Genomic DNA, 24450 nt, shown 5'->3' on the forward strand with positions numbered 1-24450 from the left:
GTGCGGGATGGCGGGCATCCGACACCTTTCCTATACGATCCGAGTGGGGGCGTCAGCATCCCGCAGGGCTGCGATCGATGTCAACAGCTTCCCGAAGACGCAAGGAAGGACCTCACGTCACGATGGACGACGAAGCGATGATCGCGCGGGGCCGTAGGGCCGTTACGGGCGGAATGCCGCCGGGAAGATCTGGTGGCCGGCTCGCCGACGAGGTGTACGACACGCTGCTCGGACAGCTGATGTCGCTACGGATCGAGCCTGGCTCCCGCGTCACGATCGACGTCCTCGCGCGAGAGCTGGGAGTCTCGCAGACGCCGATCCGAGACGCTCTGAACCGCATGGAGGCCGAGGGCCTGGTCGTACGTGTTCCTCATGCCGGCTACCGCATTCCTCCTCAGATCACCCGTCACCGATTCGAGGACATGCTCGAGGTCCGGCTGCTCCTCGAACCAGCGGCGGCGCGCAGGTCCGCGGAACGCGCGTCCTCGGAGCAGGTGGCCGGTCTGCGACGAATGCTGGAGGAGATGGCGGAGCTGGAGGGGGGCAACGAGCCGATGGCCTACGGCGCCTTCGGGCTACGCGACGCCGCTTTTCACGATCTCGTCGCCCTGAGCGCGGAGAACCAGGTCATCCGTGAAGCGCTCGCTCGCCTGCACAGCCATGTGCACCTCTTCCGGCTTCACCACGACACCCAGGTCACTCACCTGGCCATGGCCGAGCATGAGGACATTGTGGCCGCGATCGCCGCGCGTGACCCCGACGCCGCCGCCTACGCGATGCGTCGGCACATTCTGCGGTCCGGCGAGCGTTTCCGACGATTGTTCGACGAGGTCGAGGGCGCGGAAGGAGTGGCGGTGGAGGCTTGACGGGCACGCTGGGCCGAGGAATGCTAACTCAATCCTGATCGGATCGGATTGGATCCACCTCACCCGCCCCCAGATGCGAGGAGAAGCAGGTGCCCAGAGCGCTGCTCCTGACCGGCGACGCCGCCGAGGAGCTCGACACCATGTACCCCTACTATCGCGTGCAGGAGGGCGGCTGGGACGTTGACGTCTCGTCACGGACGATGCGTGACGTGCAACTGGTCATCCACGAGTTCGACCCCAACTCCGACGCCTACGTGGAGAAGAACGGCCGGAAGCTGCCGGTCGACGTGCCCTGGGCCGAGGTCGACGTCGAGCGCTATGACGCCCTCATCATCCCCGGGGGACGTGCCCCCGAGTGGATCCGGGTCGACGCCGACGTCAGGCGCATCACCGAGCACTTCTTCGCGCGCAACCTCCCCATCGCGCTGGTGTGCCACGGCGCGCAGGTGCCAGCGGTGTACGGGCTGCTGAAGGGTCGAAAGACGGCGTGCTTCCCCCCGATCACCGGTGACATGGAAAACGCGGGCGCGACGGTCATCGACGCTCCCGACGTCGTGGACGGCAACCTCGTCTCCTGCCGGGGCTGGCCCGACATGCCGCAATTCGGCAGGGCGATGATGGAGGTCTTTTCGAAGTCCGTCAGCCCCGCATCGGCATGAGTACACCTGCCCTGCCCCGGTGACGGCACTTCGGACCGTCACAGTCGACGGCTCACCCGTCCACGTCCTGGAGAGCGGCACGGGGCCCGCGGTGCTGATGCTGCACGGCTCCGGACCCGGCACGACCGGGTCCGGCGCCTGGGCAACGACGGCGCAGGCGCTGGGCACGTCCTGGCACCTGGTGGCTCCTGACCAGGCGGGCTTCGGCCGCACGCCTGTCCCGGCGGGCTCCAGGGGTGGGCTCCGGCTGTGGACGGAGCAGGCCGCGGGCCTGATGGATGCTCTCGGGTTCGAGCACTACTCGGTGGTGGGTCACTCCATGGGCGGCGCCGTGGCGCTGGCGTTGGCGGCCGCGCGCCCTCAGCAGGTCACCCGTGTCGTGGCGGTCTCGACGATGGGCGCCCCCGGGGCGCCGCTGTCCGCCGAGCTCGACGCGATCTGGGCCGCCCCCGCCGGCCCGGTCGGGGCACGAGACATGCTGAGTCGCCTCGTTCTCGACCAAGCGCTCGTGACCGATTCGGCCGTCGATGCCCGTGCAGCCGCGATGCGAGCGGGGGCGGCCGCATTCGCGTCGTTGTTCCCTCCACCCAGGGCACGATGGGTCGACGAGCTCACCCTCTCGGCGCAAACGCTGGCAGCGGTGCGCGCACCCGTGCTGCTCGTACACGGCGCCGGGGACCGAGTCACCCCGCTCGAGACGGCAACCCAGCCCCTGCTCGAACACCTGGCCGATGTCCGCCTGCACGTGCTCGGCCGATGCGGGCACGTGCCGGCGATCGAGCACCCGCACGAGTTCAGGGACCTGCTGTCATGTTTCCTCGGCCGGGACCGAGATCACTAATTACTGCGGCAGGTCCGCGGCCGTGCTCAAGAGCATCAGGCACACCGATCCGACGCCCAGGCCCATCCCTGGCTTGCGGCCGCATCGCCGGCCCTCCGCTCAGACCACCATCACTGGGGTGGCAGTGGTCCGGCTGGGCGTACCGCCGTGAAGTTGGCGTGCTCGTACCGGATGGCGGAGAGCAGCAACAACCACTCGTCACAGCCCTGCCACGGGTAGAGGTCGGCGGCTCCACCGCGTACGGTCCGGGGCCCGTCACCGGTCCGTGGCAGCGCGTCTGCCGGCGCGCCGTCGAACCCGGGAGCCCACACGTCGGCGCAGAGCTCGTTCGCCGAGCCCAGCGCCGCCAGCCCGAACGCGTTCTCCCCGGCGGCCGTCCGCGCCTCGTCGCCGAAGTCGTCGAGGAGCTGGTCCTCGTCGGGTTTCCCGTCACCGCGGAAGGTCAGCGTGGTGGTGCCGGCCCGCGCCGCGTATTCCCACTGCGCCTCGCTGGGCAGCTGGAAGGGCAACAGCTTGAGCAGGTCCTCCAGGTCGCCTTCGAGCCGGGCGGTGCCGGTGTCCGCCTCGGCGTAGTCGTCTTCGTACTTGGGCAGCCAGTGCCGGACCTGCGCCACGGTCAGCGGGTGCCGTGCGAGCAGGAACGGCTCGACCCGCACCTCGCGTACCGGTTGTGCGTTCCTGGCACTCGCGAGGAACGGCTCGATCGTGTCCTCGACGCCACCGCTGCGCTCGATAGCGCCTACCGCGTCGAGCTCTGCCTCGGACAGGCCCATCTGGAACGTGCCGCCCGGAACCTCGCGAAACACGACCCCCGACGGGATGTGCCTCCATGCCGGTCGGCCGGTCACGATCTCCTCGGTCCACATGGCGGCGAAGGCTAGCAGGCAATCCACCCGCCGGTCTGTCCCGACGACCCCGCTGCTCGCGCCCGCACCAACCGCCTGGTCATGCCTCTGACCGATGGCTACCGACATCCCGAAAAGGCATGGCAGCGCTGGCCGACGACCAACTGACTGGGCAACTTGCGTCTTCGTTAGGAGCGAGCTGTTCTTCGCCGCGCCGGCCGCGGCCTCCCGTGCGTCACGGCCCGTGGTCGAAGCCGCGCCAGATACCACATTCGGTTCTGCCGATGAGGGTGTCGGCGCGACCTTCGCTGCCGGTTCGAGTTGCGCAGTGGACTCATGCTGATGCGGTTCTGTAGGTCGAAGCCTGAGTACCGATCTTTGCCAGGATGCCGGCGCCATTGGAGGGGGGCGTGCGGCTGCCCGGGAGACCAGGCCGTGCCGCCGCTGTGAGCAGGCTTACCGCTAGGTCCCGTCCGGGCTGTCGGCCGTTCTAGCACGCGCGCGTCCTACTATCGTCGAATGTCGTTGCCTGCTCGTCCGCCGTTGCCGCCCGACGTCGACCCCAATTTGTGGTTCGACACCGAGCGATGCGGACGGCACTACCTCCTCGATGGCAATCCGCACACGTTCGCCGGACGCATGTTCGCCTATTGCGCAGAGCGCGGCATCCGTACCAGGGTGTCAAAGGGGGAAATCGGCGACTGCTCCGAGCAGACCCGGTACTTCGTACGGGGGTTCCTGTCCGGCAATGAGCTGCCCCCACCGGTGTCCGGCGGCGCCACCGAACCGGCCCATCTCGCCTGGCGCGAGGCGGCCTCTCATTTCCGCAACACCGGATACTGGCTCGACGTCGACGCCGCCGGTGACATCGATACCGCCCCGCCGGAGGACACCGAAGCGAATACCGATGGCGGCGTTGTGACCGAGGCCGAGGCTGAGGAGCTCCCCACCGAACTGCAGGCATTGATACGAGAACAAGCAACGGTACGCGTGGCGCTTGTGGTCGACGTGTCCGCCAGCGATGCGGACCGTGCCGTTGAGGTGGCCACAACACTCGCCCAACGGGTCGGCAGGCGGACCTGTGACGGCCCCGGACCTGTCGAGGTCGGTCCGCCGGTGTCGTTCACCCGGGTGTATGCGCTGGTCGGCGTCACCGGACACCGCCCATGGGTGGCGATGCAGACAGCGATGACAGCGCTGGGCCGCAGCGGCTGGGCTCCCCCGACCGCGGTCGAGGGCGAGCAGTACGTGACGGCGGAGTTCAGGGCGTACCGCGGGCTCAACCGAGGTCTCGACGCGCTAGGAGTGAGCGCGGTGGAGATTCATGCCGGCTATGGACTGGGCCACGACCCGTCGCGTACGCCGGGCAGTCGGTAGCAGGGCGAGTGACGACGGCAGCCAGCCGGCTACCGCCCCGCCCTCGATCGGTCAAGGTCACCGTGCTTCGGATCGGTGCTGCGCTCACTCTTCTGCCGCCAACCGCGCGTCACCGACGGTTGCCGCCTGCCGCTGGTAGGGCCGGACGTGCCGAAGAGTGGATCCCGTGGGTCATGAAGCTGACCGCCCTGACGGCATAGTCCGTTGTTCGCCTTCAGCGTGACGAGTGGGGTGGCAGCCCGCGGGCCGAATCGTGAAGGGTGTGGTCATGGATGCCGCCTACGTTCTTGTGCACAGTCCATCGGTCGGGCCCCTCACCTGGGCATCGACAGCGCAGACACTCGAAGACTCGGGGGCGGTGGCCATCGTGCCGTCACTCCTGGGCGTCGCGGATGCGCGTCCGCCGTTCTGGCGGTCCGTCGCCGAAAAGGTCAGAGCCACGATCGACCGGCTGCCGCCGGACCAACCCGTCGTCATCGTGGCGCACAGCAACGCTGGCCTCTTCGTGCCGGTTATCGTGGAAGCAACCTCCCGACGGATCGTCGGCTGCCTGTTCGTCGACGCGGCGCTGCCGTCACCCGCAGGACCGACGCCTGTCGCGCCACCTGAGCTGTTGGAGTTTCTAGGCCCGAAGGTGACCGACGGTCGGCTTCCGCAATGGACGGCGTGGTGGGACGAGTCCGACGTCGCGCCGATGTTCCCGGACGCGCAGACGCGCAGAGCTGTGTCGGCCGAACAGCCCCGGCTGCCACTGAGCTACTACGAGGAACTCGTGCCCACCCCGGCCGGCTGGGACGACCGGCCGTGCGGCTACCTGCTGTTCGGTCCACCGTACGAGCCGGTCGCCATCGATGCGAGGCAGCGCGGCTGGGCCGTCGACCACGTTCCAGGCAGGCATCTGCACCAGCTGGTGGACCCGCGCGCTGTAACGGACCGCATCATGGCGATGACCCTTGACTGGCGATCCTCGACGTCCTGAGTCCCGACCTGATCCGACGCACTGATCTGCCGCTGACGGCGGGCCTCGACTGACGACGTCGCCGGGCCTACCCGAGCAGCGTGGCCGCCGCGGCCAGGGTGGCCAGCGACAGCGTCGTGGTCACCACCACCGCCCGGTTGGTCACCGTCTCGCCGACGCCGTATTCCTGGCTGTAGATGAATGTGTTCTGCGCTGTCGGCAGGCCCGCGCACACCACCACGGCGAGCAACTGCGGTGCGGACAGGTGCAGGGCCAGTCCGGCCGCGTACGCGATGATCGGCTGTGCGACGAGCTTCAGCGCGGTGATCATGGCCAGTTCGCCCGGCTTGGCCGGCTCGTCCCGCGACGGTGACGTGCGGTGCAGCGACGCGCCGAGCGCGATCAGGGCGGTTGGCACCGCGGCGCCCGACAGCAGGGTGAGTGGCGCGCTGGCCGTCGACGGCAGGTGCAGGCCGGTGGCCGAGCACGCGACACCGAGCAGCGACGCCAGGATCACGGGGTTGCGTACCGGCAGGGAGGCGAGACGGCGGGCCCGTACCCGCCCGGCCGGGTCGCTGTGCCGGTCCAGGGCGACCAGGATCACGGGCGTCACCACCAGCAACTGCAGCAGCACCACCTGCGCCAGGAACGACACGTTGCCGAGAACCTGCGTTGCGATGGGGATGCCGAGGTTCGCCGAGTTTACGTACCCGGCGGCCATGCCCCAGATCGGCCGTTCGCCGGGCTTGCGACCGAACAGCCAGCTCGCGCCGACCCAGCCGAACCCGACGACCGCGGCCGTGCTCATCCCAAAGGCGAGCAGGGGGCGGCCGGCGAACCCGGAGAGCGGCATTCGGGACAGGGCTAGGAACAGAGCGGACGGCATCGCAAGTTGGAACACGAACCGGCCGAGCACCGCCGCCGCCGCCTCGCCCAGCAGGCCCCAACGACAGGCCGCGTAGCCGACCGCGGTAAGGATCCAGATCGGTACGAACGCCGACACCAAGCTCATCCGGGCGTCACCGGCGGCGGGCGTCGCGCCGGCTCAGGGACTGGCGCCGCCGGGGTTGTCTCCCTGTACGTCGATCGGGAAGCCACGCGTTCAGCCTCGCATCCCGCCCGGATCGAGCAAACATCCCGCTCATCCGCAACTTCACGGGATCATTCCAGGAGATGGTCGGACGGCTTGCGGCCGCCCGACCTCGTCCTGCGGTCAGGCAGTCAACTGCCGGCTCACATCGGCTGAGTCGTGCAGGTTGGTCATCTGCACGAAACGGCCGTCGTTGACCTTGTAGATCGCGTACTCGACGATCTCGAACGACTTTCCGGTCGGAGCGACGCCGAGCCACTCCTTCACCGGGGTGCCGGTGTTGACCACACGCGCGGCGATGCGGTCGCGGTCGAACAGCAGTTCCTGAACCTCCCAGTGCATGTCCGGAACGGCGTTGACGATGGACCACATGTCGGCGAGGACATCGTCCCTCGTCCCTGGCTCGCCGTTCAGCATGACCTCGTCGGCGATGAACTCGTCCATCCGGTCGAGCTCATGGGCGTTGAGTGTCGCGATGTACCGCAGGTACCAGTCACGACTATCGCTGTCGGTCACTGCAATCATTCCTTTCGTTCAGTAGGTGATCCGGCCCTGGCGGTTGTGGTATTCACCGGTGGGACCGTCGGGGCCGATCAGGGCCAGAGCGACAGTGGCGTCGGTGCCTTCGGTGACGGTCTGGTGCCCCTTGTGACTGTTGAGGTCGGTGGCGGTGTAGCCGGGGTCGGAGGCGTTGATCCGCATTCCGGGCAGGTTCTTGGCGTACTGAATGGTGAGCGCGAGCACCGCGGCCTTCGAGCTGGCGTACGGAATCATGTATCCGTTGAAGGAGTCGTCCTCCGGGTCCAGCAGGGCGCGGGGGAAGCCGAGTCCGGAGGCGACGTTGACGATCACCGGCGCGGACGACTGCCGCAACAGGGGCAGGGCGGCCTGTGTGACCCGTACGACGCCGTAGACGTTGGTCTCGAAGGCCACGCGCATCGCGTCGACGTCCAGGTCGTCGAGGCCCCACGACGGTCCCACGACGGCCGCGTTGTTGATCAACACGTCGAGGGTTCGCAGCGACCCGATCGCCTTGTCGACGCTGTCCTGGTCGGTGACGTCGAGCTGAACCGCGACGGCTCCGAGGTCGCGGGCGGCATCGCCGGAGGCCAGGTCACGCATGCCGGCGTAGACGGTGTGGCCGGCGGCGATCAGGCGGCGAGTGGTCTCCAGACCGAGGCCCTTGTTGGCTCCGGTCACCAAAGTTGTGGTCATGCCACCCAATGTGCGCCGCCGCCGGACCGACCGGCAGGCCCTGTTCGACGGTGGGACCAGCAGTACCACCCACTGCGCCGGATGCCGGGCATCATGGATGACGTGGATGAGTTCGCGCAGGTCCTTCGAGCATGGCGCGACCGGGTACGCCCGGCGGATGTGGGCCTCCCCCCGGGCCTGGGCCGTCGCGCTCCCGGGCTGCGTCGTGAGGAGTTGGCTCTGCTCGCCGGGGTGAGCGTGGACTACATCGTCCGCCTGGAGCAGGGCCGGGCCCGTCACCCCTCGCCGCAGCTGCTGGGCTCGCTGGCCCGGGCGCTGCGCCTGAACGACCTGGAACGCGACCACCTGTTCCGGGTCGCGGGCGCGGCCGTACCGCCGGCCGGATTCGTGCCCCGACAGGTGACTCCGAGCGCGCAGCGGATGGTGGACCGGTTCCGCAACGCCCCGGTGGCTGTGGCGGTGCATACCGCGATCGGTGAACTGGTGCTGTGGAATCCACTCTGGGCGGCCCTGTTCGGTGACCCGTCCAGCCTGACCCGGCTGGAGCGCAATGTCACCTGGATGTACTTCGCGGGTTCCATCCCGGTGACGCACACCCCCGAGGACGACGAGGCGTACGCGCGAGACCTCGTCGGTCACCTGCGTACCGCGGCCGGCCGCTATCCGGACGATCCGGACATCCCCCAGCTGATCGATCGTCTGCTCAAGGCTTCCCCTGACTTCGCCCGGCGCTGGAAGGCCGGGACGGTCGGGGAACTACGCACCAGCCGCAAAACCCTGCACACGGAGCTGGTGGGGGACATCATCGTGGACTGCGACACGTTCACCGGCGGCCCCGGCGACCAGACGATAGTGATGATGACGGCGGTGCCGGACTCCGAGGACGAGCAGAAGCTCGACCTTCTTCGCGTCATCGGGCTCCAACAGCTTCAGCGGCGGCCGGGTTAGGACCCACGTCGTGCCCGAGCCGATCTCGTGCGCAGATCGTCCCGGTGGTGCCGGCGTTCGCGTCGCGTCGCGACCGTTGGCGGCCTGCTGCTACAACGTCCTGTATGGGTGCGGAGCCGGACGTCACGGGGGCCCGGGACGGCCAGTCGATCCCCGGGCGGCGCGTCCTGGGGCAGCTCGGCGCGGTCTGGACGCTCGGGTCGGCGCTGCTGACCACTGCGATTCCCGCGTTGGCCCCGCTGCTCTTCGTCGGCTGGGGCGCGGTGCTGGTCGGGCTGCTGGTCGTGGTCGTCCTCGGCGTCGGGCTACTGCGCCTGATCGCCCGGTCCACGGCGTCCGTCACGGTCCTCGGCACCCGTCCCGGCCTCTGGGCGTTGCTGGTGCTCGTCGGTGGGCTGGCCCTGGCCCGGCTCGCCTGGCGCTGGACCGACGAGGTGGGGCTCGGCCTCAGCTCCGACGGGACGCTCACCCTGCTTCTGGGCGGCGTGCCGTACGTCCTCGTCGCCGGGCTGCTGCTGCGCGGGTGGCGACCGCGGCTCGCCGCCGGGCTCGCGCTGGTCGGCCTTCTGGGCCTTGGCCTGGTCGCGCTCGCCCGTTCCGGCCCGGACGAGGTCACCGAGCGGCTGCGGTACGCGACCCAGGACCACCGGACCGCGTACGTGGTCGAGGTTCCCGGATATCGCCCGGTCGATCCCGCCTACGGCGGCGCACTGGGTGGTGGGGAGTTCACGCCCGCCGATCTCGCCGCGGTGCCGCCGGCGCGCCACGTCAACGTGATCGCTGGCCCGATCGTCGGCGACGGGCTGGGGGAGTGTGGCCAGCCGCACCTCGACTCCGCCCCGACGGTCGAGAGTTGCGCCACCGAACCGGGTGGGGCGGTCTATCTTCGCGGGGTCGTCGAGCACGGATACCAGGTGACCCGCGGCGACCGTGGCGTCGTCGTCCTCGGCTCGCTGGCCGTCGACCGCGACCTGCTGCGCCGCGCCACCCGCGCGCTACGCCCGGCGACCGCCGTCGATCTGCCCACCGAGGAACGGCCAGCCGACCTGTTCGTGGTCGACCTGCCGGGTTACCGGGCCCAGCCACTCGGCATCCCCCCGGGCGTGGGCTACGCCCCCGCCGACCACACCGGCGGTGCCGCCAGCGTGCGAGTGGCGCTGCACGTCACGTTCGCCGGGCAGGACCTGTGCTTCCAGGCCACCTGCACACCCGAGGGCCCCGGGCTCACGTACGTTCGGCGCGAGGACAGCCACGCGTACGTGCTCCGCCGGGGTGATGTGGACGTCGGTGTCACCGGCGGCGTCTCCGTCGACCGGTCGCTGCTGCGAGACGCGGCGCTGGCGGCCCGTCCCGCGAGTGAGGACGAACTGCTCCGAGCCCTGCCCCCGCCGCCCGACCGGGACCTGCTGGACCGGCTCCGGGCCTGGCTGCAGACCCGTACCTGACAACTGCGACCGCCCTGCGCCGATACCTGGCCGCGTACGCCGGCCCGTGCGCCAACCGGGTCCGTCGGCGGGGCGCGCCCTCGCCGACGGACCTCAGCGGACGACGGAGCCTACGGTTTGCGGGCGAGGAGCCCGACAAAGGTGTGATAGGTGTCGGTCTGCGCCGCAGCCGGTGCATCCGGCTCTGGGCGCCACTCGGCCAGCGGCACCAGCCCCGGCTCCAGCACGGTCAGCCCATCGGCGAACGAGAGGATCTCCTCGTCGGTGCGCCAGCGGCCGGTGCCCAGCGACTCGTTGAAGATCCGCTCGACCTCGCGGGCCTTGCGGGAGCCCTCCGGGTCTCGCTCGCCCGGGTCGCGGAAGTGCGAAATCGCCACGTAGCTGCCGGAGGGCAGTGCGTCGATCAACGCGGCGGCCACCGCTCGCGGGTCCTCGTCGTCACCGAGGTGGTGCAGGATCGCGAAGAGCAACAAACCGATCGGCCGGTCGAAGTCGAGGAACCGACGTACGTCCGGATGGTTGAGGATCGCCTCCGGCTCCCGGATGTCCGCCTGGATCACCGTCGCGGTGCCCTCCGCGGCGAGCAGGGCCCGTCCGTGTGTCAGGACGATCGGGTCATTGTCCACATACACCACCTGAGCCTTCGGGTTCTGCTCGGTGGCGACCTCGTGCACGTTGCCCTGGGTGGGCAGCCCTGATCCGATGTCGAGGAACTGGTCGATGCCCGCCTCGGCGACAAGGAAGCGGATCACCCGACGCAGGAAGGCCCTGTTCGCCTGGCCGGCTGCCGGCCCGTCCGGTGTGATCCGCAGGGCGTGCTCGGCGACCTTTCGGTCGACCTCGAAGTTGTCCTTGCCCCCCAGGAAGAAGTCATAGACCCGCGCCACACTGGGAATGTTGGGGTCGATGCCGGGGGGTGCCGCCTTGTCGCGGGTCACAGGAATCTCCATTCGATGGGGATGGCGCAGGCTGAGGTCTGCGGGCGGTGCCGGCGTTGCGGCGAGTGTAGCGATCGGGAGGGTTGAATTCCGCCCCGCCTGGTATCGCTCCCAGCGATCGTCCCCTCACCGGCGCACTCATCGAGCGACGCCGGGCAACCGCCTTCACAGCGGTACTCCGAGCAGATGGAACGCATGGCCAATCTGTGACCCCACGGCGAGCGGGAGGCCGACCTCCGGTCGGGCATCGCGAGTGCCTCCGGTATGGCCGAGGGTGTGCCGCTGACCATCGAACTGACGATCCGGGACCTCGCCAACGGCGGGAAGGCGTTCGCCGGCACCGCTGTCTACGTCTGGCACTGCGACCGCCGGCCGCTACTCCATGTACTCGGAGGGCGTCACCGACCAGAACTACCTCCGCGGCGTCCAGATCGTCGACACCGCCGGCAGGGTGCGTTTCACCAGCATCTTTCCCGCCTGCTGCGCCGGGCGGTGGCCCCACATCCACTTCGAGGTCTACCCCGACCAGGCGAGCATCACCGACGCGAGCAAGCCCGTCGCGACCCTCACAGGTCGCGCTGCCCAAGAGCATCTGTGACGCGAAGGTCCACCCTTCGACCCGTCCAGTGCGCCAACCAGGTCATCAGGCCTTTGAGGCCGGGCACGCTGTTCCAGGCCTGCGTGACCAGCGACGTCGACATGTGGCCACCGCCCGCCCCGATCTGTGCGGGCAGGCCCGGGACCTGCTTGTCGTACGGGACGCGGATGGTGGTGCCCTGGATGGTGAGGCCGTTGTTGAGGCACTGCGTCTGGACGGTGAAGCCCTGCACGCCCGCCGGGTACGAGTCAACCGCGCAGCCGTACATGCTGGCGTTGTAGTACTGCATGTTCAGCCACCACAGCATCGTGGTGGCTGGGAAAGAAGCCAGGAATGTTCACCCGCTTTCCGGCCGCATGACGCTGGGCGTACCGGATCGTCCAAGGCCTCTAGACTTGCCGCATGCCGGACACCACTGCGACCTGGCGCACCGTCGAAAATGATGTTGTGCGAGGACGGCAACGCCTGATCTTCGTCCGTGAACGAGACCATTACGTTCTGACCACACTCTGCGTCTACGCGGACGGCGTCGTTGTCTGGCGGTGGAATCCGACCGACTTCGACGGCCTTCGTGCCGCATTTGAAGACGGCACCCTAACCTTGGCGCCGCCGGAGGACGCGAAGATCATCGTCACCGGCACCGCCGCCGGTCCGGCACAGCTGGCGTCCTGGCTGACACCGGAACTGGTTATCGGTGACCTCGTCGACGAGGTGGATCGGCTCAATGACCGGCCAGACTCTTCCGGACGCTGTTGGGACGCTCTGATCTCGTATGCTGCCGAGCCGAGCCCCGGCAACCTGGAAATCGTCCGTGAGCGGTACTTTGCGGTGCCCGAACACCGGCGGATCTACATGCTCGGCGACATGGACCAGAACGACGTGCCGGTGCGGATCCTGCTCGCCGCGTCGGGCGAGACGATCCCGGCCAGGCACCCGGACCATACGCTCTCCGTGACTCCTGAGATGAAGGAGCGGGCGCTGGAATACTTCCGCCGGAGCGAGCGTGCTGTCGCCGAGTCGCAGGAGCAGAACGCGGCGGACGGGCCGGAGACCGAGACCACGATTCCGCTGCGGCCTGGCGGCCACGTCTATCCGAACGGCTGGCCGGAACCGCCGGGTCTAGAGGTCCTGCAGATCGACTATCCGGCACCAGTCGTGCACGGCGGCCAGGAGTATCCGACAGTGATGCACGCCTACTGGGCACTCTCGACCGACGATGCCGCTTGGCACGACCGTATCGCCTCCATTGAGCGCGGCCTTGACGCCCGGATCCTGGCCACCAACGCACCACGGCGGGACGACTGGCCTACGATTCGGCTCGGTGTGATGGCCGCGCTGCTTCGGGACAAGTTCGGCCGGCATCCGGCGATGGCGCAACAACTGGAGAAGACCGGCGATGCTCGGCTGCTCTACAACGATTGGGGATCGGGGTACTGGCACTCGGGCGGCGCCAACTGGTTGGGGCGGCTGCTGGAGCTGGTGCGATCAGAGCTGGCGGGCCGATAAGCGGATCAAGCCCGAATAGGGCCGAGGGCCTGTGAAGGTCCCGGGACGGCCGATGAACGAAATCGCCGGCCCGGAAAGGTCCGGGCCGGCGATTCGGAGCGGAGTCGCTCAGCGGCCCTGCAGGCGCTTCACGTTGTCGCCGAACGTCCACCCCTTCGACCCGTCCCAGTTTGCCGACCAGGTCATCAGGCCTTTGAGGCCGGGCACGGAGTTCCAGGCCTGCGTGACCAGCGATGTCGACATGTGGCCGCCGCCCGCCCCGATCTGTGCCGGCAGGCCCGGGACCTGCTTGTCGTACGGGACGCGGATGGTGGTGCCCTGGATGGTGAGGCCGTTGTTGAGGCACTGCGTCTGCACGGTGAAGCCCTGCACGGTGCCCGCCGGGTACGAGTCGCCGGCACAGCCGTACATGCTGCCGTTGTAGTACTGCATGTTCAGCCACCAGAGCCGGCCGTTGTCCACGTACTTCTTGATGATCGGCAGGTATGAGCCCCAGATCGAGCCGTAGACCACGCTGCCGCCGGTGACGTAGGCGGTCTCCGGTGCCATGGTCAGGCCGAAGTTCGACGGCATCCGTGCCAGCACGCCGTCGATGATCCGGATCAGGTTGGCCTGCGACGTCGACAGGGTGTTGATGTTGCCGCTGCCGGTCAGGCCGGTCTCGATGTCGATGTCGATGCCGTCGAAGTGGTAGGCGGTCAGGATCGGCACGATCGTCGCGATGAACCGGTCGGCGACCGCGGTGGAGCTCAGGTCGATGCCCGCGGCGGCACCGCCGATCGACATCAGGATGGTGGCGCCGGCCGCTTTGGCCTGGCACATCTCGGCCGGGGTGGCCACCTTCACGCCAGCGTCCATGCCGTTCTCCCACAGGACCGTGCCGTCTGAGCGGATCACCGGGAACGCCGCGTTGATCACGTTGTAGCCGTGCTGGTTGAGCCGGCTGTCGGTGATCGGGATCCAGCCGAGGCCGGGGTGTACGCCGTTGGAGGCGCCGTCCCAGTTCTCCCAGTAGCCCTGCAACACCTTGCCGGTGGGCCGCGACTTCACCGCGCAGGTCCCCCCGGTTGGCGGTGGTGTGGTGGGGGGAGGGGTGGTCGGTGGTGGGGTGGTGGGGGGAGGGGTCGTCGGTGGTGGGGTGGTGGGCGGCGGGGTGCTTCCCGAGCACGCGCCCAGGTCACGCCACAGCGAGGGGGTCGCGGCGGGGTTCCAGCCGGCGCCGGGGTGCGCGGTGTGGGTGACCAGCGCCTGGTAGAGCCGGCCGCCGTAGGTGACCTGGGCGCCCGCCTGGTAGGTGGTGCCCTCGGCCCAGGCCGGGGCGGTGCAGGCGACCATCGGGACGGCGGTGGCCGAGGACACGGCCGCCATACTGCTGGGTACGAAGGCGACGGCGGCCGTGAGGGTCATCGCCGCCCCGGCTACCACTGCGAAAATCCGACGGCTTCTCATGGCTCACTCCCCAGGCTTCGGCGACCCGCGACCTCCACATATTGACGTTCGTGAAGTTTAATATCAAGGGTTGTTTACAGATCCCGGGAAGTTGGGGGAGTGCCGATCTGCTACGAAGAGGACGTGTCCGACCCGACGAGTTCTGCTGGTGCCACGTCCCTGGAGACTCCGCGACTGCTTCTGCGCCGCTGGCGAAGCGGTGATCTGGATGCGCTCGCCGCGGTCAACGCGCAGCCCGAGGTGATGCGCTACATCCATGATGGGCACACGCTGGACCGTGCCGCGACCGCAGAGCGTCTGGCCAACTATCAGCGGCACTGGGACGAGCACGGCTTCGGCCTGTATGCGGTGGAGATCAAGGAGACTGGCGAGGTGGCCGGTTTCACCGGACTGGCGGTGCCGACCTTCCTACCCGAGATCATGCCGGCCGTGGAGATTGGCTGGCGGCTCGGCCGCGCGTTCTGGGGCCGGGGCCTGGCCACCGAGGCGGCCCAGGCCGTTGTCGCCCACACTCGGGCCGAGCTGGACCTGCGGCGGCTGGTCAGCATCCACATCGTCGGCAACGAGTCGTCCGCCCGGGTGATGGTCAAGCTGGGCATGTCGCTGGAGCGCGAGACCGTGCAGCCGGACACCGGCCGCCAGGTCCGGGTGTACGCCATGGACCTGTAGGACGGATCGCGTCGGTGGTGTCGGGCCTGCCGACGTGGCGCTGCACCCCGGGTCGCCGGGCGGTGGAGCCGGTCGACCGCCGCCGAACCATGCTCGTCGACGGCCGACCCGACTTCGACGCGGCTCCACCCGGAGAGGGCCCTAGTTTCGCCCGCGGCTGGCGACTCGACGGAGGGCCAGATAGCCGACCCCTGCGGCCAGCACCCAGGGTGCGGCGACGAGGACCGGGTCGAGCAGGTGGTGTACGCGGTCGACCCGCTTGCCGCGCAGCCGTGACGGGAGACCGTGGTGGGTGAATTCACTCAGGACGCCGGTCTCGGTGATCGGGTTGTCGGGATGGCGGCTCAGGAACGAAGCGAAGGTGCTTTCGACCACGTCCACCCGGTCGGCGGCGAGCAGGAGCAACCAGTGGGCGGCCCGTCCCTCGCTGTAGGTGCGGTAGGAGTATCGGCGGATCAGCCCGGAGAGCCCCTTGGGCGGGCACGAGGTGCCGAAGACCGGGGTGAGGAACTTGTGTTCGATCGACCTCTCCCTCGGCCACTTCTCAGGCTGCCGTTCGGGGAACTCCCAGTGCGCACCGTTGAGAGTCGGGTCGAACCGCTCCTTCGGCACCGAGGGCCGGTCCTTCGGGTCGAGGTCGACACCCCACCCGGGGATACGCGCACGCAGCTCGTCGCTGGATTCGGCCAGTTTCGGCTTGTCGGCTGTGTAGGGCATGGTCGGTCTCCCGGTCCGGTCAGGCGGCGTTCGGAACGATCAGCGGCTTGATGCAGCCGTCGAGCTTGGCGGAGAAGATGTGGTACGCCTCGGCGATGTGTTCCAGCGGGATCCGGTGGGTCACGATGTCGCTGGGCTTGAGGTGGCCGTTGCGGATGTGCTCGAACAGGCGCGGCCACTGACGCTTCACCGGGCACTGGTTCATCCGCAGAGTCAGACCCTTGTTCAGCGCGTCGCCGAACTTCACGGCGCTGAACATCGGCCCGTACGCGCCCATCACCGAGATGTTGCCGCCCTTGCGGACCGAGTCGATCGCCCAGTTGAGGGCGACCGGGGAGCCACCCTGCAGCTTCAGCTTCGCGGCAGTGACGTGCTGCAGGAGGTTGCCGTCCGCCTCGGCTCCGACGGCGTCGATGGCCACGTCGGCGCCCAGGTGGTCGGTGACCTTCTTCAGGTGTACGACGATGTCGTCGTACTCGCCGAAGTTGTAGGTCTCGGCGTGGGCGAACGCCGCCGCCTTCTCCAGCCGATAGTCGAGGTGATCGATGACGATGACCCGGCCGGCACCCATCAGCCAGGCCGACTTCGCGGCGTACAGGCCCACGGGTCCGGCACCGAAGACCACGACCACGTCACCCTCGACGATGTCGCCGAGCTGGGCCCCGAAGTAGCCGGTGGCGAGCGCGTCGGTGAGCAGGACGGCGTCGTCGTCGTCCATCCACTCGGGGATCACACTCGGGCCGACGTCGGCGAACGGCACCCGGACGTACTCCGCCTGGCCGCCGTCGTAGCCGCCGCAGGTGTGCGAGTAACCGTAGATGCCGCCGACGGCGGTGGCGTTGGGGTTGACGTTGTGGCAGTTGCTGAACAGACCTCGGGCGCAGAAGAAGCACGACCCGCAGTAGACGTTGAAGGGAACCATGACCCGGTCGCCCGGCCGGACGTTGCGCACCGACGGACCGACCTCGTCGACCACGCCGACGAACTCGTGACCGAAGGTCATCCCGACCCGGGTGTCGGGCATCATTCCGTGGTAGAGGTGCAGGTCAGACCCGCAGATCGCCGCACGCGTCACCTTGATGATCGCGTCGTTGGGATGCTCGATGGCGGGGCGGTCCTTCTCCTGCACTCGCAGGCGGTAGGGACCGCGGTAGACCATTGCTCGCATTGGCTGCCTCCTGGACCGAAGGGGTAGCGGATGTGTCGGCCCGGGTTCCGTCCGAAGCACTGCGAAATCGGTACCCCTGTCCTCCGCCCACAAACCGGCGCCGGGATGAGCTCCACGCCGCCGGCTCAGGCCGGGGCGACGACGACCGGTGGCAGAACTCCGCCGACCGTTCTAGGCTCTCCTCTGGGTCAAGCCACGTGCCCGACACGATCCCGGATTCCGGGAGGTCCGCACGTGACCGACGACCCAGCAACCGCAGCGGCCGCGAAGGCCCACCTGATGTCCATCGACGCAGGTGTGCGGAGGGCTGACGCCCGTCCTGGTCCAGGCACTGTGCGGTCCCCACGCGGGGGGTCGCGACAACGCCCACCTCGGACAGCGGAGGAAGCCCATGATCACCACCTCGACGAGTCGGCCCGCGCCGATGTACAGCCTGGCTGACCGCTGCACCGCGCCTGAATCGCCAGCCAGCCACCTCCTCACCGTGCTGATCGCGCTGCCGGCTGACCACCCGTCCAGGCCCGCCGCCCGGGCCCGCGCCATCGAGGCCTGGCTCCCGCTGGCCAATCACCTCGCCCGGCGTTACTGCGGTCGGGGCGAGCCGAGCGAGGACCTGACCCAGACGGCGGCACTGGGGCTGATCAACGCGATCGACAGGTTCGACCCGTCGCGTGGGATCGAATTCGCCAACTACGCGATCCCCACCATCGTGGGGGAGATCAAGCGCCACTTTCGTGACCGCACCTGGGACGTCCGTGTTCCCCGGCGCCTGCAGGAGCGACGCATGGCCATCGCTGAGGCCAACAACACCCTCAGCCAGCTGCTGGGCCGCTCGCCGACCGTCACCGACGTCGCGCGACATCTGGACCTCACGGAGGAGGAGATCCTCGAAGGGCTGGAAGGCGCACGCGCCTACAACGCGGTTTCACTGTCCACCCCGATCGGCGATGGCACCACGCACCGGGAGCTGGGCGACACCCTCGGTGGCGACGACAACGAGCTCGCCCTCGCCGAGCTGAGGGTGGCTCTCGGGTCGGCCCTCGCGCGCCTTGACAACCGGGAGCAGAAGGTCATCGCACTGCGCTTTCACGGCAACCTGACGCAGCAGGAGATCGCCGAGCAGGTCGGGGTGTCACAGATGCACGTCTCCCGGCTGCTGACCCGCGCGCTGACCAAGCTGAGGGTGCAGCTCGCTTCCACGCGTTAGGAGCGCGCCACTGCCCTGCGGCGGTCGGTGGAACTGGCCGCCGCAGGGCCGACGGCGCACCGCCGGCACGTGACTAACAGGGCTGTTCGCCGCGTCAGTCGTCCCATCCGAGGCGTCGGGCAGCCGCCCGCCACGCCGCGATGTCGCCGCGTGGCTCGTACCGCACGATCTGTTGGGTCTCGCGCAGCACGGACCGCAGCGACGCCAGGTCACCGCCGATCACGCCGAGGGCGCGGGCCTGCACCAGCGCGTTGCCCAGGGCGGTGGCCTCGACCGGCCCGGCGAGCACCGGCAGGCCGCAGGCGTCGGCGGTGAGCTGACACAGCAGGTCGTTGCGGGCGCCACCGCCGACGACGTGCACGGCGTCGACGTGCCGACCCGAGAGCCGTTGCGCCTGCCAGACGGCGCGCCGGTGCGCCAGCGCGAGGCTGTCCAGGATGCACCGGACCGTGGCCGCCGGGCTGTCCGGCACGGGCTCACCGATGCGCGAACAGGCTCGGTTGATGCGTGCGGGCATGTCGCCGGGCGGCAGGAAGGTGGGGTCGTCCGGGTCCACCACGGAGCGGAAGGCCGGCTCCTCGGCCGCCTGCCGGAGCAGGGCGGGCAGGTCCGTGGTGCCCCAGGTGCGCAGCGACTCCTGCAGCAGCCAGAGGCCCATCACGTTACGCAGGTAGCGGATCGTGCCGTCGACGCCGGATTCGTTGGTGAAGTTGGCCTGCCGGCTGGGCTCGCTGAGCACCGGGGCGTCCAGCTCCACCCCGACCAGGGACCAGGTGCCGCAGGAGATGTAGGCGAAGTGCCCATCGACCGCCGGCACACCCACCACCGCGGAGGCCGTGTCGTGCGATCCCACCGCCATGACGTCGGGCGATCCGGGTAGGTCGAGCGCGGGCAGGACCGGGCCGATCCGGGTGCCCGGCTCGCGCAGCGGCGGGAACAGCTCGCCGCGGATCCCGGCGTCGGTCATCAGGTCGGTCGCCCAGGCGCGGCGACGCAGGTCGTACAGCTGGGTGGTGGAGGCGTTGGTGACTTCGGCGCCGACCTCACCGGTGAGCCAGTACGCGACGAGGTCCGGGATCAGCAGCAGCGTGTGCGCGGCCTCCAGCTGGGGTGTGCCGGCGGCGGCGGCGAGCTGGTAGAGGGTGTTGAAGGGCAGGTGTTGCAGCCCGGTCGTGGCATAGAGCCGCTCCGGTCCGAGCTGCTGGGCCACCCGGTCGCCGACGCCCTCGGTTCGTTCGTCGCGGTAGTGCACCGGGTTGCCGAGCAGAGCGCCGGTGGCGTCGAGCAGCCCGTAGTCGACCGCCCAGGTGTCGATGCCGATGCCGGCGACGGGGCCGGCAGCCCTGATCCCTTCCAGCACACCCCGGTAGAGCGCCAGGATGTCCCAGTGCAGGGTGCCCGCGACCCGCACCGGTTCGTTGCGGAACCGGTGCGCCTCCACGAGCTCCAACCTCCCCGGCCCGACGCGCGCGAGCATGACCCGGCCGCTGGACGCGCCCACGTCCACGGCGGCCAGTCGCACGGCGGTCATCAGCGGAGGAAGGCCGCTGCGACACCGGCGTCCACCGGGACGTGCATGCCCGTGGTGTGCGACAGCTCGCCGCCGGTGAGCACGAAGACCGCGTTGGCGACGTGCTCGGGCAGCACCTCGCGCTTGAGCAGGGTGCGCTGGGCGTAGAACTCGCCCAGCTTCTCCTCCGGCACGCCGTAGACGGCCGCCCGCTGTGCACCCCATCCTCCGGCGAAGATCCCGGAGCCGCGGACCACCCCGTCCGGGTTGACACCGTTGACCCGGATGCCGTGGCCGCCGAGCTCGGCGGCGAGCAGCCGGACCTGGTGGGCCTGGTCGGCCTTCGCCGCACCGTAGGCCACGTTGTTCGGGCCGGCGAACAGGGAGTTCTTGCTGGAGATGTAGACGATGTCGCCGCCCATCCCCTGCGCCAGCAGCACGCGTGCGGCCTCCCGGGAGACGAGGAACGAGCCCTTCGCCATCACGTCGTGCTGGATGTCCCAGTCGGCCTCGGTCGTCTCCAGCAACGACTTGGACAGCGACAGCCCGGCATTGTTGACGACCAGGTCCACCCCACCGAAGGCCAGCACCGCCTCGCGCAGGGCAGCGGCCACGGCGTCACCGTCGCTGACGTCAGCCGCGACGGCAACTGCCACGTCGGTGGTGCCGATCTCTGCAGCGACGGCGGTGGCCGCCTCCGCGTCACGGTCAGCGACCACGACGCAGGCGCCCTCGGCGGCGAGCCGGTGGGCGATCGCCCGGCCGATCCCGGAGCCACCTCCGGTGACGAACGCGACCCGCGTGGCGAGGGCCTTCGGCTTCGGCATCCGCTGAAGTTTCGCCTCCTCCAGGGCCCAGTACTCGATCCGGAACTTCTCAGCCTCGTCGATCGGCGCGTAGCGCGACACGGCTTCCGCGCCACGCATCACGTTGATCGCGTTGACGTAGAACTCGCCGGCGACGCGGGCGGTCTGCTTGTTGGCGCCGAAGCTGAACATCCCCACACCGGGCACCAGGACCACGGCCGGATCGGCGCCCCGCATCGGCGGGCTGTCCGCGTCGGCGTGTCGCTCGTAGTAGGCGCGGTAGTCGTCGCGGTAGGCGCTGTGCAGCTCCCGAAGGCGGGCGATCACCTCCTCGACCGGCGCGGTGGGCGGCAGGTCGAGCACCATCGGGCGGACCTTGGTGCGCAGGAAGTGATCCGGGCAGGAGGTGCCGAGGGCGGCGAGGGCGGGGTGCTTCTCCCGCGCCACGAAGTCGAGCACCACGTCACTGTCGGTGAAATGGCCGACCTGCGGCCGGTCGGTGGACGCCAGGCCCCGCAGCACCGGGAACAGCGCCGCCGCTCGACGTCGGCGTTCGTCAGTGGGCAGCGGCTCGTAGCCGGCGATGACCGACCCGAGGGGCTCGGCGCGACCCCGCTCGTCGAGGTAAGCCTGCGCGGACCGGATGATCTCCAGCGAGTTGTGCTCGCACTCGTCGCTGGTCGCGTCCCAGGCGGTGATGCCGTGACCGCCGAGGATCACGCCGATCGCCTGCGGGTTCGCCCGAGCCACCGCGGCGATGTCCAGGCCGAGCTGGAAGCCGGGCCGCCGCCAGGGCACCCACAGCACCCGGTCGCCGAAGATCTCCTTGGTCAGCTCCGGCCCGTCGGCGGCGGCGGCGATCGCGATACCGGCATCGGGGTGCAGGTGGTCGACGTGCGCGGCGTCGACGAGCCCGTGCATGGCGGTGTCGATGGACGGCGCGGCTCCGCCCCGGCCGTGCAGGCAGTAGTCGAACGCGGCGACCATCTCGTCCTCCCGCTCGATGCCGGGATAGACGTCGACGAGCGCGCGGAGCCGGTCCAACCGCAGAGCGGCCAACCCGGACGGGGTGAGGGTGCCGAGGTCACCGCCGGAGCCCTTCACCCAGAGCAGCTCGACCGGGCCACCGGTGACCGGGTCGGTGGCCGCGCCCTTGGCGGAGGTGTTGCCCCCGGCGTAGTTCGTCGTGGTCGGGTCGCCGCCGAGCCGGTTGCTGCGCGCGATCAGCGCCTGAACCTCGGATTGCATGTCCTCACGTCCCCAGTCTGCGTTTCTCAAGCGTGGTCAGGCGCCCCAGCCGGCCTGCTGCCCGCCGGCGCGTTCGGCGCGGATCCTGTCGAAGTAGCCGGAGCGGGCGTACGCGGCCATCGGGTCCGGATCGAGCCCCAGATCCGTACGGAGTTCGGCGAGCAGCGGTCGGACGTCGGTGTTGTACGCGTCCATCAGCACGGCGTTGGCGGCGAGCACGTCACCGCTGCGCTGCGCGGCGGCCAGCGCGTCCGCGTCGACGAGCAACGCCTTCGCCGTCGCCTCCTGCACGTTGAGCACCGAGCGGATGATGGCCGGGATCTTCGCCTCGATGTTGTGGCACTGGTCGAGCATGAACGCGATGCCGGCCTCCGGCGCCAACGCGTCGCCCCGGACGATCTCGTACATGATCCGGAACAGCTGGAACGGGTCCGCGGAGCCGACCATCAGGTCGTCGTCGGCGTAGAAGCGCGAGTTGAAGTCGAACGCGCCGAGCTTCCCGGCGCGCAGCAGGAACGCCACGATGAACTCGATGTTCGTGCCCGGTGCGTGGTGCCCGGTGTCGATGACCACCTGGGCCTTCGGGCCGAGCTCCAGGCAGTGCGCGTACGCGGTGCCCCAGTCCGGCACGTCGGTGGCGTAGAAGGCCGGCTCGAACAGCTTGTACTCCAGCAGCAGCCGTTGGTCGTCGCCGAGCCGGTCGTAGGTTTCGCGTAGCGCCGTCGCGAGCCGGTCCTGCCGGGCGCGGATGTCGTCCTGCCCGGGGTAGTTGGTGCCGTCGGAGAACCAGAGCTTCAGGTCGCGGGAACCGGTGCGGTCCATGATGTCGACACACTCGAGCAGGTGGTCGATGGCCTTGCGGCGCACCCCCGGATCCGGGTTGGTGACGCTGCCCAGCTTGTAGTCGTTGTCCTGGAAGACGTTGGCGTTGATCGCGCCCAGACCGACGCCGTGATCCCCGGCGAACGCGGCCAGGTCGGCGTAGTCGTCGACACGGTCCCACGGGATGTGCAACGCCACAGTGGGTGCGACGCCGGTGAGCTGGTGGACGACAGCCGCGTCGGCGACCTTCTCGTACGGGTTGCGCGGCACCCCCTCCTGCGGAAAGACCTTGAAGCGGGTCCCGGAGTTGGCGTACGCCCAGGATGGCGTCTCGATGAGCTGCGAGCGCAGAGCCAGCTTGACCCGTTCGAGGGTCCGCGCGTCGGGCTGCGTCATGATGTCTCTCCCGTCGGCTCCCCCGGTCGGTGCACGACGTGCCTGCACCGACCGGGAGGGCGATCAGAACTGGAACTGGTCGATGTTGTTCTTGTCGAAGACCGTGGGCGGGCCGAGGATGACCACACCCTCCTTGCCGACGGTGAACTCGCCGAGCTTGCCGGCCTTGAACTTGTCGCCCTCGGCGCCGGTGATCTGACCGGAGGCCAGTGCCGCGCCGGCGTACGCGGCGAGGTAGCCGAGGTCGGCCGGGCTCCACAGGGCGAACGCGTCGACGGTGCCGTCCTTGACGTACTGGCGCATCTGGTTCGGGGTGCCCAGACCGGTCAGCTTGACCTTGCCCTTGTACTGCGACCCGCTGAGGTAACGGCCGGCCGCCGCGACACCGACAGTGGTTGGCGAGATGATCCCCTTGAGGTTGGGGTACGACTGGAGCAGACCCTGGGTCTCCTGGAAGGACTTCTGGTCGTCGTCGTTGCCGTACGCCACGGTGACCAGCTTGATCTTGCTGTACTCGGGCTTCGCCAGCTCGGTCTTCATCAGCGCGATCCAGGCGTTCTGGTTGGTCGCGTTGGCGGTGGCGGAGAGGATGGCGATCTCACCCTCGCCGCCGATCTGCTGCGAGATGAGCTTGACCTGGTTCTCGGCGATGCCCTCGGCGGTCACCTGGTTGACGAAGATCTGGCGGCATTCCGGCTTGGTGTCGGAGTCGAAGGTGACGATCTTCGCGCCGGCCGCCTTCGCCTGGTTGAGCGCCCCGCAGATCGCGTTCGGGTCGTTGGCGGAGGTGACGATCACGTCCATGCCCTGCTGGGACAGGGTGTTGATGTAGCTGACCTGGGAGGAGGCGCTGGCCTCGGAGGGGCCGACCTCCTTGAACTCGCCCTTGAACTCGGTGACGGCGTCCTTGCCACCGTTGTCCGAGACGGTGAAGTAGGGGTTGTTCAGGGCCTTCGGCAGGAAGGCGATCTTCAGCCCTGCCTTGATGGCGGCGTCCGGGTTGGCGGCGCCGCTCGCCTGGTTGCCGGCGCCGGCGTCGTCGTTGGAGTTGTCCCGGGTGGTGCCGCCACAGGCGGTGCTGAGCAGCAGTGCGGCGAGGGCGAGGCTGGTGGCCCCGACCCGGAGGCCTCTGCGGTATGCGGACATCGTCGACCTTTCCGGGGGGTGGGTGG

General features: G+C 69.3%; 23 protein-coding genes. 10 read left to right on the forward strand and 13 right to left on the reverse strand.

The features are described from left to right. Window positions 1–122: 122 nt before the first annotated feature. The 3 genes from CLT68_RS18435 (at window position 123) to CLT68_RS18445 (ending at window position 2366) form a co-directional block, all read left to right on the forward strand. Window positions 123–866: a GntR family transcriptional regulator gene (locus CLT68_RS18435; RefSeq protein WP_099852368.1), complete on the forward strand. Its 744-nt coding sequence runs from the start codon at window positions 123–125 to the stop codon at window positions 864–866. Between the two features lie 89 nt (window positions 867–955). Continuing rightward, on the forward strand, window positions 956–1525 hold the full coding sequence (locus tag CLT68_RS18440) for a DJ-1/PfpI family protein (protein ID WP_088947639.1): 570 nt from the start codon (window positions 956–958) through the stop codon (window positions 1523–1525). Between the two features lie 97 nt (window positions 1526–1622). Next, complete coding sequence (locus tag CLT68_RS18445) at window positions 1623–2366, forward strand: alpha/beta fold hydrolase (protein ID WP_486482441.1); 744 nt, start codon at window positions 1623–1625, stop codon at window positions 2364–2366. Window positions 2367–2476: 110 nt separating this feature from the next. Here the strand turns inward: CLT68_RS18445 and CLT68_RS18450 are convergent, their stop codons facing one another. Continuing rightward, window positions 2477–3232 carry an SUMF1/EgtB/PvdO family nonheme iron enzyme gene (locus CLT68_RS18450; protein ID WP_099852372.1) on the reverse strand — a complete coding sequence of 252 codons (756 nt, stop codon included), beginning with the start codon at window positions 3230–3232 and terminating at the stop codon, window positions 2477–2479. Between the two features lie 498 nt (window positions 3233–3730). Here CLT68_RS18450 and CLT68_RS18455 point away from each other — a divergent pair, with 498 nt between their 5' ends. Further along, complete coding sequence (locus tag CLT68_RS18455) at window positions 3731–4588, forward strand: hypothetical protein (protein ID WP_099852374.1); 858 nt, start codon at window positions 3731–3733, stop codon at window positions 4586–4588. A gap of 358 nt (window positions 4589–4946) precedes the next feature. Next, window positions 4947–5567 (forward strand): alpha/beta hydrolase, encoded by a 621-nt coding sequence (locus CLT68_RS18460; protein ID WP_486482224.1) that lies wholly within the window; start codon window positions 4947–4949, stop codon window positions 5565–5567. Window positions 5568–5634: 67 nt separating this feature from the next. Here the strand turns inward: CLT68_RS18460 and CLT68_RS18465 are convergent, their stop codons facing one another. The 3 genes from CLT68_RS18465 to CLT68_RS18475 all read right to left on the reverse strand — a co-directional run bounded on the left by CLT68_RS18465 (window position 5635) and on the right by CLT68_RS18475 (window position 7851). Continuing rightward, window positions 5635–6558: an AEC family transporter gene (locus tag CLT68_RS18465; RefSeq protein ID WP_099852376.1), complete on the reverse strand. Its 924-nt coding sequence runs from the start codon at window positions 6556–6558 to the stop codon at window positions 5635–5637. A gap of 201 nt (window positions 6559–6759) precedes the next feature. Beyond that, window positions 6760–7152, reverse strand: coding sequence for an ester cyclase (locus CLT68_RS18470; protein WP_099852378.1), 393 nt, complete (start codon window positions 7150–7152; stop codon window positions 6760–6762). Window positions 7153–7170: 18 nt separating this feature from the next. Continuing rightward, window positions 7171–7851 (reverse strand): SDR family NAD(P)-dependent oxidoreductase, encoded by a 681-nt coding sequence (locus CLT68_RS18475; RefSeq protein WP_099852380.1) that lies wholly within the window; start codon window positions 7849–7851, stop codon window positions 7171–7173. Between the two features lie 93 nt (window positions 7852–7944). Here CLT68_RS18475 and CLT68_RS18480 point away from each other — a divergent pair, with 93 nt between their 5' ends. Together CLT68_RS18480 and CLT68_RS18485 are read left to right on the forward strand one after the other, a co-directional pair. Further along, a complete protein-coding gene (locus CLT68_RS18480) occupies window positions 7945–8799 on the forward strand; it encodes an MmyB family transcriptional regulator (protein ID WP_099857318.1) in 855 nt (284 codons plus the stop codon). A gap of 104 nt (window positions 8800–8903) precedes the next feature. Beyond that, window positions 8904–10244 carry a hypothetical protein gene (locus CLT68_RS18485; protein ID WP_099852382.1) on the forward strand — a complete coding sequence of 447 codons (1341 nt, stop codon included), beginning with the start codon at window positions 8904–8906 and terminating at the stop codon, window positions 10242–10244. A 110-nt stretch (window positions 10245–10354) separates the two neighbouring features. Here the strand turns inward: CLT68_RS18485 and CLT68_RS18490 are convergent, their stop codons facing one another. Then, entirely contained in the window at window positions 10355–11194 is an 840-nt protein-coding gene (locus tag CLT68_RS18490; RefSeq protein ID WP_486482225.1) for an SAM-dependent methyltransferase, read from the reverse strand. Window positions 11195–11748: 554 nt separating this feature from the next. Further along, a complete protein-coding gene (locus CLT68_RS18500; RefSeq protein WP_486482226.1) occupies window positions 11749–12069 on the reverse strand; it encodes a hypothetical protein in 321 nt (106 codons plus the stop codon). A gap of 113 nt (window positions 12070–12182) precedes the next feature. On the opposite strand from CLT68_RS18500, the gene CLT68_RS18505 reads away from it, so the two are divergent. Further along, window positions 12183–13286 (forward strand): NADAR family protein, encoded by a 1104-nt coding sequence (locus CLT68_RS18505; protein WP_143743203.1) that lies wholly within the window; start codon window positions 12183–12185, stop codon window positions 13284–13286. Between the two features lie 108 nt (window positions 13287–13394). Here CLT68_RS18505 and CLT68_RS18510 read toward each other — a convergent pair whose 3' ends face one another. Further along, on the reverse strand, window positions 13395–14735 hold the full coding sequence (locus tag CLT68_RS18510) for a carbohydrate-binding protein (RefSeq protein WP_099852388.1): 1341 nt from the start codon (window positions 14733–14735) through the stop codon (window positions 13395–13397). A gap of 123 nt (window positions 14736–14858) precedes the next feature. Between CLT68_RS18510 and CLT68_RS18515 the strand changes: the two genes are divergently transcribed. After that, window positions 14859–15404, forward strand: a complete 546-nt coding sequence (locus CLT68_RS18515; protein ID WP_099857320.1) for a GNAT family N-acetyltransferase — start codon at window positions 14859–14861, stop codon at window positions 15402–15404. A gap of 141 nt (window positions 15405–15545) precedes the next feature. Here the strand turns inward: CLT68_RS18515 and CLT68_RS18520 are convergent, their stop codons facing one another. After that, complete coding sequence (locus tag CLT68_RS18520) at window positions 15546–16121, reverse strand: hypothetical protein (RefSeq protein WP_099852389.1); 576 nt, start codon at window positions 16119–16121, stop codon at window positions 15546–15548. A 19-nt stretch (window positions 16122–16140) separates the two neighbouring features. Then, window positions 16141–17289 (reverse strand): zinc-dependent alcohol dehydrogenase, encoded by a 1149-nt coding sequence (locus tag CLT68_RS18525; RefSeq protein WP_099852391.1) that lies wholly within the window; start codon window positions 17287–17289, stop codon window positions 16141–16143. A gap of 391 nt (window positions 17290–17680) precedes the next feature. On the opposite strand from CLT68_RS18525, the gene CLT68_RS18530 reads away from it, so the two are divergent. Next, window positions 17681–18496 (forward strand): SigB/SigF/SigG family RNA polymerase sigma factor, encoded by an 816-nt coding sequence (locus CLT68_RS18530; RefSeq protein ID WP_099852393.1) that lies wholly within the window; start codon window positions 17681–17683, stop codon window positions 18494–18496. Between the two features lie 94 nt (window positions 18497–18590). Here CLT68_RS18530 and CLT68_RS18535 read toward each other — a convergent pair whose 3' ends face one another. The 4 genes from CLT68_RS18535 to rhaS form a co-directional block, all read right to left on the reverse strand. Then, window positions 18591–20027, reverse strand: coding sequence for a rhamnulokinase (locus CLT68_RS18535; protein ID WP_099852395.1), 1437 nt, complete (start codon window positions 20025–20027; stop codon window positions 18591–18593). Further along, window positions 20027–22060, reverse strand: coding sequence for a bifunctional aldolase/short-chain dehydrogenase (locus CLT68_RS18540; RefSeq protein ID WP_099852397.1), 2034 nt, complete (start codon window positions 22058–22060; stop codon window positions 20027–20029). Before CLT68_RS18540 ends, CLT68_RS18535 begins: the two co-directional genes overlap by 1 nt. Window positions 22061–22096: 36 nt before the next feature. Continuing rightward, a complete protein-coding gene (gene rhaI, locus CLT68_RS18545; RefSeq protein WP_099852399.1) occupies window positions 22097–23278 on the reverse strand; it encodes an L-rhamnose isomerase in 1182 nt (393 codons plus the stop codon). 63 nt (window positions 23279–23341) lie between these two features. Continuing rightward, window positions 23342–24424, reverse strand: coding sequence for a rhamnose ABC transporter substrate-binding protein (rhaS, locus tag CLT68_RS18550; protein ID WP_099852400.1), 1083 nt, complete (start codon window positions 24422–24424; stop codon window positions 23342–23344). Between the last annotated feature and the right edge of the window lie 26 nt (window positions 24425–24450).

This window comes from Micromonospora sp. CNZ299, from assembly GCF_002754415.1.